Source organism: Pseudomonas oryzagri, assembly GCF_020831405.1.
Taxonomy (GTDB): Bacteria; Pseudomonadota; Gammaproteobacteria; order Pseudomonadales; family Pseudomonadaceae; genus Geopseudomonas; species Geopseudomonas oryzagri.
The window spans coordinates 96,838-108,217 of the sequence record NZ_JAJHPU010000015.1 but is presented as its reverse complement, the minus strand read 5'-3'; the positions used below and the strand labels follow the sequence as shown (position 1 = coordinate 108,217).

The window sequence follows — 11,380 nt, the reverse complement described above, 5'->3', positions numbered from 1 at the left end:
AGTCGATTGGCTGTTTGGGGGAGCGCGTTATCTGCCGTGCATCTGCCGGTTAATTCCTTTTTTACTCAATGGCTAGTGGCAGTTGGGGAATATCTGAAAAACTACTTGCCGTCTCTGAAGACGAAGTGCGGGCGCTATGGTCTGCTGGATTCCCGCTTCCGTGGAAATGATTGCTTCTTCAACTTTTCGCGGAGGAAGAGGCTGCAGATCCATGGGGTCTGCGGCTATTCGAGCGGACTGAATTATAGCTCTTGTAATATTTTGTAATTATGGCGAGGCGATATACCGGCTGCAAGACGAATTCCGTGTCGTGGTAGGCAAACTTGACCAACGGTGCTTCGGAAAACTTGCCCAACGCCTGGCCAGCAGACTTGCAAGCGCGAATGGTCGCAACCCCGCCATGTCGCTTCGCGTGCCTGTCGCGCGGCAAGTCGCGTGTTCGCAACAGGAGCAGGCAAGCGCGGAGGGTTCTATCGTCAAGGGCGCTCAGCGCGGAAACGCCAGGCCCTGCTCGTCGAACTCGAGCACCGTCACTTCGTCGTCGGCATCGGTGATCTCGGCGCGGCGCAGCGCACCGTTGGCGTGGTAGGCGTAGACGTGCTGCAGCTCGCGCTCGCCGTAGACCAGCTTCTCCACGCGGATCAGGCGCTCGTCGGCGTCGTAGTGGCCGCGAAAGAAGGTGTTGCGGTTGTGCAGGCCGGCTGCGTCGAGTTCGTTGACCAGCTTCAGCGGCAGGCGGATGCCGCTGTAGGTGACGAAGTGGCGGCAGGTGGCGGCGGTGTCGCGGCTCATATCCATGCTTTACATGTGGCTATTGGGCGGCGCGATCATCGCACAACGCAGGCGCGCGCGGCAGGGGCGCAAGCCTCGTGCGGCCCCCTGGCGCGCTCAGGCCTGGGCCAGCCGGCAGTTCTCCTCGTCCTCCGCCAGCACCCGGTTGCGCCCGCTGCGCTTGGCGCGGTACAGCGCCTGGTCGGCCTCGCTGGCCAGCGCCTTGGCCTCCTGCTCGCCGTACAGCTGGGCGATGCCGCAGCTGAAGGTGCAGTTCAGGTCCTGCGGCTGCGCCGGAAAGTTGAGTTCGGCGAAGCGCCGGCGGATCTCGTCGAGCACCCGTACGGCGGTGGCGGCGTCGGTATCCGGCAGCACCACGGCGAACTCCTCGCCGCCGTAGCGGCCGATGTAGTCGCTCTTGCGCAGGCGCTGCTTGAGGAACAGCGCCAGGCTCTTGATCACCCGGTCGCCCATCGGGTGGCCGTAGCGATCGTTGACCTGCTTGAAGTGATCGATATCGAGCATGGCGAAGGACAGCGGCTGCTGGTCGCGCCGGGCGCGCAGGCAGGAGTCCTCGAGCAGCTGCAGGATGTGGGTATGGTTGTACAGGCCGGTCAGGCTGTCGCGCACCATGCGCGCCTTGAGGTTGCGCGCGCGGGCGGCGCGGTTGCGCACGGTGGCGATCAGGTGGCGCGGCTTGATCGGCTTGGTCAGGAAGTCGTCGCCGCCCTTGCCCATGGCGTTGAGCTGCTTGTCGAGGTCGTCCTCGGCGGACAGGTAGATGATCGGCACGCTGACGTAGCGCTCGTGGTGGCGGATCACCTTGGCCAGCTCGGTGCCCAGGCATTCGGGCATGTACATGTCGAGGATGATCAGGTCGGGCTGGAACTCGCCGAGGGCGGCCATGGCGCGGATCGGGTCGGTGATGCTGCGGGTGATGATGCCGGCGTTGTTGAGCATGCGCTCGGTGAAGGTCGCCTGGGCCCGCGAGTCGTCGACGATCAGCACGCGGTACGGCTCCTGTTGACTGCCCCGGGTGAGGTCCTCGAGTCGGTCGAGCAGCATCGCGGCGTCCAGGCTGCCGCTGAAGAAGTCCTGGCCGCCGGCGCGCACGGCAGCCAGGCGGGTGCGCGTGTCGGCTTCGCGCTCGCTGAAGAACAGCACCGGCAGCGCCTGCTCCAGCCCCTCCTGGACTTCCTCGGCCAGGCGCAGACCGCCGCCGGCGCCGCCGAAGTCGACCTCCATGACCAGCGCCGCCGGAGCGCGGCGCGCCATGGCCAGGCGCAGAGCGGCGGCGTCGGCCACCACCACCGCGGTGAAGCCGAAGAACTCCAGCTGGCGGACCAGACGCGCACTGCGTTCGCCATCGCAGAGGGCGAGGAACACGGGTTTGCGCAGCTGCGCGAGGATGCCGGCATCCTGGCCGTCGCCGCGGCGCAGGCCGGTGCGCGCCAGGCGCTGCATCAGGCCGTCGAGCTGGGCGATCAGTTCGCTGGTGAGGCGTCCGCGGTTGGCGGCCACCGCCTGCAGGCAGCTGGAGATGCTGCCGGCCAGCTGTATGTGGTCCGCCTGGTACAGGCGTTCGGCGCTGGCGCCCAGGCGCTGGGCGGTTTCCACCAGCTCGGCCATGTAGGGCGCGCTCCATTCGCCGTGCTGCAGGCGCTGCCACAGGTCGAGGACCTGGCGGGCCTGCTGGATCAGGCGTCTGGTGAAGTGTTGTTCGAGGCTGGCGCCATGGACTGCATCTTGACCGCTCATGTTGCCCTTTCCCTGGCTGAATGGCGCGACGTCTCGCGCCGGTGTTGGGGTCTCGCCCGATCCGATAGGGCGGTGAATCCGCGAGTCTACCTGACTTGTGTTGCCGGAAAACGGCAACCGAACCCGCGAATTCTGCCCTTCGTCGGCCATGGCCGGGTTGACCGGCATCACAGGGCGGCGGCCGCGATGCCCACCCGCATCGACCGGCATGCCGTCCTCGAGCGCCGCGCCACCCGATCCGCGGTGCGCGCCGACCGGACGTTGCAGAGGGGCGCGCCGCGCCACCCTCACGGGCGCGGCGGCAGGATTTCGAGAATCTCGATCACCCAGTCGCCGGCCGGGCGGCGCCACACCACCTCGTCGCCGGGCGCGGCGCCAAGCAGGGCGCGGCCCAGCGGCGATTCCCAGTTGATCTTGCCGGTGGCGGCATCGGCCTCGTCCTCGCCGACCAGCTGCACCTCGTGCTCGTGGCCCTTGGCGTCGGCGAAGGCCACCCGGCTGCCGATCTGCACCTGGTCGCGCGAGATCGCCGGCGGCACCACCTGCGCGCTCTGCAGCCGCTGGCGCAGGTAGCGCAGATCGCGCTCCAGTTCGGCCAGATGCTGGCGATCGGCGTCGTCGCCGCGCGCCTGCTCGGCGGTGAGCGCCTGCTGGGCCGCCGCCAGGCGTTCCTCCAGCTGCGCGAGACCATGGGCCGTGACGTAGTTGGGCTGGTCGCTGACGCTGCGCTCGACGGGCTGCTCGGGCTGCTCGGCGGACAGTTCCTCATGGACGAAGGCTCGACTCATGGCGGTTCTCCTGCAACGGGCGGGAATACCCTGAGTGTGCAGCGTTTGCCGGCGTCCGCCAACGACCGCTGGGACGAACCGCGCGTTGGCGGGTCGGCGGCCGGCCGTCGCCGCGCGCTGTCCTTGTCAATCGGGGTGGACGGGTCAACAATCGGCGACAAACCGGTCCGGTGGCGGCCGCGACGAGCGGTCGATCGGATCGCCGCTGCGCGGCGCCCGCCTGCCGTGCCCGTCCGTCACTCTTGTGGATCTCCTTGATGGCCGATTTCCAGCAATCCCTGCGCCTGCCGCCCGAGCGGCTCAGCAGCCAGTTCGACGCCGAACAGCTGACCTTCAACAGCACCGACGAGCTCGAGCCGTTCCGCGGCGTGCTCGGCCAGGAGCGTGCGGTCGCCGCCCTGCAATTCGGCGTGGCCATGCCGCGCCCCGGCTACAACGTGTTCGTCATGGGCGAGTCGGGCACCGGGCGCTTCTCCTTCGTGCGTCGCTACCTCAAGGCCGAGGCCAAGCGCCAGGCGACCCCGTGCGACTGGCTGTACGTGAACAACTTCGACGATCCGCGCGAGCCGCGCGCGCTGCGTCTGCCCTCGGGACATGCCCAGGCGCTGGTGGCCGACGTCGAGCAACTGATCGACAACCTGCTGGCCACCTTCCCCGCGGCCTTCGAGACGCCCGCCTACCAGCAGAAGAAGAGCGCCATCGACCGCACCTTCAACCAGCGCTACGACCGCGCCCTCGACGTGATCGAGAAGCTGGCCCTGGAGAAGGACGTCGCCCTGTATCGCGACAGCACCAATATCGCCTTCACGCCGATGAAGGAGGGCAAGGCGCTCGACGAGGCCGACTTCGCCCAGTTGCCGGAGGCCGAGCGCGAGCGCTTCCACGCCGACATCGCCACCCTCGAGGAGTGCCTTAACGAGGAACTCGCCGGCCTGCCGCAGTGGAAGCGCGAGTCGAGCAACCAGCTGCGCCAGCTCAACGAGGAAACCATCACCGTGGCCCTGGAGCCGCTGCTCACCCCGCTGTCGCAGCGCTACGCGGACAACGCCGACGTGTGCGCCTGGCTGCAGGCGGTGCAGATCAACCTGCTGAAGACGGCGGTCGACCAGCTGGTCGAGGACAATCGCCCGGATGCGCAGAAGCGCCTGGCGCTGGTGGAGTTCTACAGCCCCAGCCTGGTGGTCGGCCATCCGCTCGATGGCGGCGCGCCGGTGGTGTTCGAGACGCACCCGACCTACGACAACCTGTTCGGCCGCATCGAGTACAGCGCCGACCAGGGCGCCCTGTACACCAGCTACCGCCAGCTGCGTCCCGGCGCGCTGCACCGCGCCAACGGCGGCTACCTGATCCTCGAGGCGGAGAAGCTGCTCTCCGAGCCGTTCGTCTGGGACGCCCTCAAGCGCGCCCTGCACTCGCGGCAGCTGAAGATGGAATCGCCGCTGGCCGAACTCGGCCGCCTCGCCACCGTCACCCTGGCGCCGCAGCTGATCCCGCTGCAGGTCAAGGTGGTGATCGTCGGCTCGCGCCAGGTCTACTACGCGCTGCAGGAGCTCGATCCGGACTTCCAGGAGCTGTTCCGCGTGCTGGCCGACTTCGACGAGGACATCCCGCTGGGCGAAGACAGTCTCGAACAGTTCGCCCAGCTGCTGAAGACGCGCACCTCCGAGGAGGGCCTGGCGCCCTTGAGCAGCGACGCGGTGGCGCGCCTGGCCACCTACAGCGCGCGCCTGGCCGAGCACCAGGGGCGGCTGTCGGCGCGCATCGGCGACCTCTTCCAGCTGGTCAGCGAGGCCGACTTCATCCGCCAGCTGGCCGGCGAGCCGGTGACCGACGTCGGTCACATAGAGCGCGCGCTGCGCGCCAAGGCCACGCGCACCGGCCGGGTGTCGGCGCGCATCCTCGACGACATGCTGGCCGGGGTTATCCTGATCGACACCGCCGGCGCGGCGATGGGCAAGTGCAACGGCCTGACCGTGCTGGAGGTCGGCGACTCGGCGTTCGGCGTACCGGCGCGCATCTCCGCCACGGTCTACCCGGGCGGTTCGGGCATCGTCGACATCGAGCGCGAGGTCAGCCTCGGCCAGCCGATCCACTCCAAGGGGGTGATGATCCTCACCGGCTACCTGGGCAGCCGCTACGCCCAGGAATTCCCCCTGGAGATCTCGGCGAGCATCGCCCTCGAGCAGTCCTACGGCTACGTCGACGGCGACAGCGCCTCGCTCGGCGAGGTCTGCACGCTGATCTCGGCGCTGTCGCGCACGCCGCTCAAGCAGTGCTTCGCCATCACCGGCTCGATCAACCAGTTCGGCGAGGTGCAGGCGGTCGGCGGGGTCAACGAGAAGATCGAGGGTTTCTTCCGTCTCTGCGAGGCGCGCGGCCTGACCGGCGAGCAGGGGGTGATCATTCCGCATGCCAACGTCTGCAACCTGATGCTCGACGAGCGGGTGATCCAGGCGGTAGTCGGCGGGCTGTTCAACGTCTACGCGGTGCGCACCGTGGACGAGGCGCTCAGCCTGCTGGTCGGCGAGGCGGCGGGCGTGCCCGACGAGCACGGCCAGTTCCCCGCCGGCAGCGTCAACGCGCGGGTGGTCGAGCGCCTGCGCGAGATCGCCGAGATCGAGGAGGAGCTCGAGGCGGGCGAGGAGGCCGGCAAGGCCGAACATCCGCCGACCACTGCCGCTCCGGCGGCCGCGGCCGGGAAGCGCACCACCCGCCAAGTGCGGCGCCGGCGCTGAGCGTCGCCGGGCGGGGCGCCAGGGCGTGCCCGGCGCTCTTCTCGGCCGGCGGGGCGGCTGGCGATTTTTTGCTCAGTCGCCCGCCCGGGCCGCCGTTGTGTCCTCAGCTCGATCTGCCCCCGTGTCATGCACAAGGTTATCCACAGCTGGCGGGGATAACTTCCCCCTTCCCATGGCCGCCCCACTTGACTAGGATCAATACAGGTCCCTGATAAGGAGCGCCGCCATGTCGCGTCACTTCTGTCTGACCCGGCGCAGTCCGGGAGTCGTCACCCGCATCGAATGCGCGATCCATCCGCTGGCCGGCGGGCAGGGGTTGTGGACCCTCTTGTGCGCCGCCGGACTGGATGCGGCCCAACCATCGGCGGTCAAGGCGCAGGGCCCGTTCCACGGCCTCGCCGAGGCGGAAAGCGTGCTCCACGAGATCATCGACAACCTGCACGCCCAGGGCTACCGCACCGTCGGCGAGCCCTCGATCTGGTGCCTGCACATGCAGGCCGAGCTGCGTCGGCAGAACGCCGGCCGCGGTCACCCCAGCGGGGATTTCCGCTGGGTTCCCTGAGCCGGTCGCAAGCTCGCCGGTGGTCGGCGCAGCGGCGCCAGCGAGCCTTCCGCGCATTTCATCCAGAATTCGTCCACATAGTTATCCACAGCGCGGCGGCTGGCCGGCTGCAGAGGCCGGAGGCTGCCGGTATACTCCGCGCTCCTTTGGTCATTGTTGTGCCTGTCTCATGGAACGACTCATCGAAACCACCATGTACGCCGCGCGTTGGCTGCTGGCGCCGATCTACCTGGGCCTGTCGCTGGCGCTGCTGGCGCTGGCCCTGAAGTTCTTCCAGGAAATCTTCCACGTATTGCCGCACGTCTTCGAGCTGGCGGAGGCCGAGCTGATCCTGATGCTGCTGTCGATGATCGACATGGCGCTGGTCGGCGGTCTGCTGGTGATGGTGATGATTTCCGGTTACGAGAACTTCGTCTCCCAGCTCGACATCGCCGAGGGCAAGGAGAAGCTCGACTGGCTGGGCAAGATGGATTCCGGCTCGCTCAAGCTCAAGGTCGCCGCCTCCATCGTGGCGATCTCCTCGATCCACCTGCTGCGCATGTTCATGGACGCGCAGAAGATCGCCAACGACAAGCTGCTCTGGTACGTGGTCATCCACATGACCTTCGTGATCTCGGCCTTCGCCATGGCCTACGTGGACAAGCTGACCAAGCACGACCACTGATCCGCGCTGTCCGTGCGCGCTCGGCGCGCCGTCGGTGCACTCCGGAAAGGCCCTGCTCAGGGCCTTTCCAGCATCTGCAGGACCGCTTCCGGCATGCCGGCGGTTCTCGCGGCGAGCAGAAAGTCCTCCCGCCGATAGGCGACTTCCCGAAATTCGATGCTCTGCGCACCCTCGTCATAGACTGCGTACTGCGCGGCGCGCGAGCCGTCGCGCGGCAGGCCGACGGAGCCCGGGCAGACCAGATAGGTGTGGCCCTTCTTCAGCTCGACCCGCCCGCCCTTGACGAAGTGGTCGACGCCCAGCCGATCGCGGAAGTAGCTGCCCTGGATATGGCTGTGGCCGTGGAAGCACAGGGCGATGTCACGCTCGCGCAGCTTGTCGAGGTTGTGTTCGGCGGTGGCCGCGTACACGTAGGCATGCATGAAGGAGGCGTCGGCGGGGGCTCCGTGTACCGCGTAGAGCTCCTCGTGGCGCCAGCAGTAGGGCAGCTCGCCGAGCCACTGGCGGTCGGCAGCGGTCAGCCGTTCGACGGTCCAGGCGAGCGAGGCCTGCGCTGCGCGGTTGAAGCGCTCGCCGGCCACGCCGAGAAAGGCCGCATGGTCGTGGTTGCCGCGCAGGAACAGCCAGGCGCGCTGCCGCAGCTCCCGCAGACACTCCGCCGGGGTCGGGCCGTAGCCGACAAGGTCGCCGAGCACGATGGCCTGCTCGATCCCTTCGCCGTCGAGCTCGCGCAGCACCGCCTGGAGGGCCGGGTAGTTGGCGTGGATGTCCGCCAGCAGGGCGATGCGCCGGCCGCGCAGCGCCTCGGCGGCGGGCGGCGCATAGGGGCCTTGTGGCACCGACGCGGGGCTGGGGTCGGCGCCCAGCCCGCGGACGGCCTCGCTCAGGCACTGCAGCACCGGACGGCGGGCCTCGGGCACGAAGGTGGCGTCGAAGTGGCCGGCCAGCATCGCCGGATAGACCGTGTCCACCTCACCCAGCAGCCGACGCAGGGCACCCCCGAGGCGCTCTGCCAGGCGCTCGTCGAGGGCGGGGTGGCGGCGGATCAGGCCGGTCAGGCCGTGGGCGAGGGACACCAGCTGGTCGGGCGAGTAGATGTCGTCGTCGACGTAGTAGAGCTCCTCGCCGAAGACGACGTAGTTGGTCGGCCCGTCGTCCTGGCGCAGCTGGTGGTCCTTCCAGAAGGCGAAGTAGCGCGCGAAGAACTTTTCCAGCAGGACGCAGAAGGCGTCGGTATCGCCGCGTTCGAGATGGGCGAGCAGCACGCTATCCAGCGTGGGGTGGCGCTCGCTGACATTGGCCAGCGCGCAGCCGTCGTCATTCTCCAGCACCAGCCAGTGGCGGTTGGGCAGGTAGATGGCGTAGCGCCTTTCCTGCTTCAGCCGGGCCTGGCACCAGGCGGTGGCCTTGGCGGCGGACAGGGCGAAGGGCGTCTTCAGTTTCAGGACGTGGCGGGCATCGGCGTATAGGCGGGTGGACACCTTGCCCTTGAACGTCGAGTTGCCGCCGAGGTCGCAGGGCTGATCGAGCAGCGCCAGGATGTCGCTGGCGTGAATCGAGACGCTGCCCGAAATCGAGTCCAGATAGGGGATATGCATGGGCCTGGTTCGGCAGGATGCGGCGCCTATGCGCACAGCCGGCGCCGTCGAGGCGAAGGGGGCGCCGCGCGGTCGACTCCGGCGGCGCGGCAGCGGTTACGGGCAGAGCGGGGCCACTTCGGTCAGGCCGCGACGCAGGGCGGCCCAGCCCATGCCCAGGTTGGCCTTGCGGGTGGTGATCAGGACCATCAGGCTGTCGGCCTTGCCCGGGACCACGGACATGAAGTGGTAGGTGCCGCCGGTGGTCATCTGGATTTCCTGCATGGTCTTCTCGACCGGAACTCCACGCTGGGCCGACAGCAACTTCTCCACCGCGGTGATGTTCTTGCCGCGGAACATCTCGACCGCCGCGGCGGCCACGGCATCGATGTAGGTTTGCGAGAAATACGGGACATTGTGCGCGCTGGCCAGCATCAGGCCGTTGCTCAGGTCGACGACCGCACAGCCGGTGGCGCCGTCGACTTCGGTGAGAACCTTCTTGCAGATATCGTCCAGGTTAGCCATCAGTTGGTTGCCTCTTCTTTGGTTTTCGGGAGGGACTTCAATTCCCTGAGGATGCTGTCGATGCAGCCGCGCGTGGAGCTGAGCAACAGGCCAAGGGATCGGCTGGAGTCGGAGACGGAGGCGATCGCCACGTTCCGGGTCACATGCATGAAGGCGACGATGCCGCCGTCCAGTTCGGCGATGACATCCTTGCAACCGCCCATGGCGACTTCGCCGGCCAGCGAATCGCCGAGCGCCATGAAAGTACTGCCAAGGGCCGACAGGCGATCCAGCGAATATTCCTTTTTCTGGGCACCGGCAACGAGGTGGCCATCGCTGGAAACGACTACGCTGGCGACGACGAAATCATTGTCCTTGACGAACTCGTTGACGTACGTGCGGATTATTCCGGTCATCGTCTGCCTGGAAACATCGACGATTTCTGGCGTGCTATTCATCGGCTGAATCACTCGTAGATAATCATGGATGCCATCGCTTCAACCATCAGTCGTACATCGGCCGCCTTGCGCGCGTCGACGGGAAAGATGGGATATGGCAGATGCTGGGAGTTCATGTAGTCGTAGTACTTGGCCATGCTCGACAGGTTGTCGCCGATATGGGTAACACCGACTGCCATGGTCGACTCGTCGATACTCTTGCGAAAACGCTTGATATAGAAGTCGAGGTCCGCCAGTGCGGTCGGACTGCTGTGGTTGACCAGGATGACGAAGCCGAGCGCGCCCGTGGCGAGGATGTCCCACATGAACGAGAAGCGCTCCTGGCCGGGCGTCCCGTAGATCCGCAGCTTGCTGCCGTCGTCGAGGGTCAGCTCGCCATAGTCCATGGCGACCGTGGTCGAGGCCTTGAAGGCGCTGACGGCATCGCTGGCGGCCACATCGGTGGAAACGACTGGAATTTCGGAGATCGAACCAATGGCGGTGGTCTTGCCGGCGCCAACCGCGCCGGTTATCACGATCTTGATTTCAGCCATGAATCACCCGGCAAAACGCCTCAATATCCGTGAGAAGACTCCTGCCTTTTCTGCGCGGGCGGGGATGCCTGGCATGATCGGGCCGGTCCCGAGTGCTGCAACCGTCGTCGCTTCTTCTAACTGAAGCAGATCGCACATGCAAGCGGAGTTATAGAACTTGAGAACTTCGCGTGGCGCCCAGTCACTTTGGCTACAGAGTTCCTGGAGGGTCGACGGCTGTTTCATTAGTTGGCCGCTGAGGACTATATGCATGGAGTTGTGTTCGAAGCGGCTAAAACTTGGCCAGCGTTTCAGTTTGAACTTGCGCTGTAGAATTGCCCGGGAAATATTGCCCGGAGGCTCTGGCTCGGCCTCTTGGGCGGCGAGCCAAAGAAATCCCTCGAGCGGCATGGAGTGCATGTCGACGACAACGTCGCCGAGTCCGGCAGCGGCGAGCGGGTGCAGTTGCGGCCGCTCGCTCGCCAGCGCCAGCCTGAGCAGGTCGCGGATGCGCCAGGAATAGCTTTCGGGCAGGTAGGCCAAGCCTCGGGCACGGTCGGCGAACACCTGCAGATCGCCGCCGAAGCGGGCACGCCATGCGGCGGCGGTGGCGGTGAATTCGCCGACCTGCTGCAGGAAGTCCTGGCCATGCTTGACCGGCAGAAGGCCGCGCGGCAGCTCGGCGCTGTCTTCCAGACCCCCGGCGTCGAGCCCGTCGAGGAGTTCGGCGGCGGGAAGCTTGGCGCAGAGCAGGGGCAGCAGGCCGATGAGGCTTCTGGTCGAGGCCGGCCGTTCCAGGCACCAGGAATAGCCCTGGCCGCCATAGACCACGGCGATCGGCCCCTGGCGGTGTGCGCAGGCCTGGGCGAACAGACCGGCGCCGGGCTCGTCCTCCTTGACGAACACCACTTCGGCGTTGGCGGCGTCGGTGTAGGTCAGATCCAGATTGAGGCGTTTGGCGGCCTGGCCGATCAGGGTCGCCAGGAACGTCTGCTCGTCTTTGTCGAATACTCTGATCGAAATCTTCATGACCTTCTCCGGGGCGGCCGCC

General features: G+C 66.9%; 11 protein-coding genes. 3 read left to right on the top strand and 8 right to left on the bottom strand.

From position 1 onward, the window contains the following. Positions 1-486: 486 nt before the first annotated feature. The 3 genes from LMJ29_RS03835 to LMJ29_RS03825 form a co-directional block, all read right to left on the bottom strand. Positions 487-792 carry a DUF6156 family protein gene (locus LMJ29_RS03835; RefSeq protein WP_229604186.1) on the bottom strand — a complete coding sequence of 102 codons (306 nt, stop codon included), beginning with the start codon at positions 790-792 and terminating at the stop codon, positions 487-489. 96 nt (positions 793-888) lie between these two features. Continuing rightward, a complete protein-coding gene (locus LMJ29_RS03830; protein WP_229604185.1) occupies positions 889-2,529 on the bottom strand; it encodes a diguanylate cyclase in 1,641 nt (546 codons plus the stop codon). 287 nt (positions 2,530-2,816) lie between these two features. After that, the gene (locus LMJ29_RS03825) at positions 2,817-3,317 is read right to left on the bottom strand and encodes a GreA/GreB family elongation factor (protein ID WP_229604184.1); all 501 of its coding nucleotides are present in this window, start codon (positions 3,315-3,317) and stop codon (positions 2,817-2,819) included. A gap of 257 nt (positions 3,318-3,574) precedes the next feature. On the opposite strand from LMJ29_RS03825, the gene LMJ29_RS03820 reads away from it, so the two are divergent. The 3 genes from LMJ29_RS03820 to LMJ29_RS03810 all read left to right on the top strand — a co-directional run bounded on the left by LMJ29_RS03820 (position 3,575) and on the right by LMJ29_RS03810 (position 7,278). Then, positions 3,575-6,052: a Lon protease family protein gene (locus LMJ29_RS03820; RefSeq protein WP_229604183.1), complete on the top strand. Its 2,478-nt coding sequence runs from the start codon at positions 3,575-3,577 to the stop codon at positions 6,050-6,052. Positions 6,053-6,278: 226 nt separating this feature from the next. Continuing rightward, a complete protein-coding gene (locus LMJ29_RS03815; RefSeq protein WP_229604182.1) occupies positions 6,279-6,614 on the top strand; it encodes a PA4575 family protein in 336 nt (111 codons plus the stop codon). A 169-nt stretch (positions 6,615-6,783) separates the two neighbouring features. After that, positions 6,784-7,278, top strand: a complete 495-nt coding sequence (locus LMJ29_RS03810; protein ID WP_229604181.1) for a TIGR00645 family protein — start codon at positions 6,784-6,786, stop codon at positions 7,276-7,278. A gap of 56 nt (positions 7,279-7,334) precedes the next feature. Here the strand turns inward: LMJ29_RS03810 and LMJ29_RS03805 are convergent, their stop codons facing one another. The 5 genes from LMJ29_RS03805 to LMJ29_RS03785 form a co-directional block, all read right to left on the bottom strand. Further along, positions 7,335-8,876 carry a metallophosphoesterase family protein gene (locus tag LMJ29_RS03805; RefSeq protein ID WP_229604180.1) on the bottom strand — a complete coding sequence of 514 codons (1,542 nt, stop codon included), beginning with the start codon at positions 8,874-8,876 and terminating at the stop codon, positions 7,335-7,337. Positions 8,877-8,972: 96 nt separating this feature from the next. Next, positions 8,973-9,380 (bottom strand): roadblock/LC7 domain-containing protein, encoded by a 408-nt coding sequence (locus LMJ29_RS03800; RefSeq protein WP_229604179.1) that lies wholly within the window; start codon positions 9,378-9,380, stop codon positions 8,973-8,975. Next, a complete protein-coding gene (locus LMJ29_RS03795) occupies positions 9,380-9,817 on the bottom strand; it encodes a roadblock/LC7 domain-containing protein (protein ID WP_229604178.1) in 438 nt (145 codons plus the stop codon). The genes LMJ29_RS03800 and LMJ29_RS03795 overlap by 1 nt, the downstream gene beginning before the upstream one ends. An 8-nt stretch (positions 9,818-9,825) precedes the next feature. Then, entirely contained in the window at positions 9,826-10,350 is a 525-nt protein-coding gene (locus tag LMJ29_RS03790; protein ID WP_229604177.1) for a GTP-binding protein, read from the bottom strand. 3 nt (positions 10,351-10,353) lie between these two features. Then, positions 10,354-11,358 carry a hypothetical protein gene (locus LMJ29_RS03785; RefSeq protein ID WP_229604176.1) on the bottom strand — a complete coding sequence of 335 codons (1,005 nt, stop codon included), beginning with the start codon at positions 11,356-11,358 and terminating at the stop codon, positions 10,354-10,356. Between the last annotated feature and the right edge of the window lie 22 nt (positions 11,359-11,380).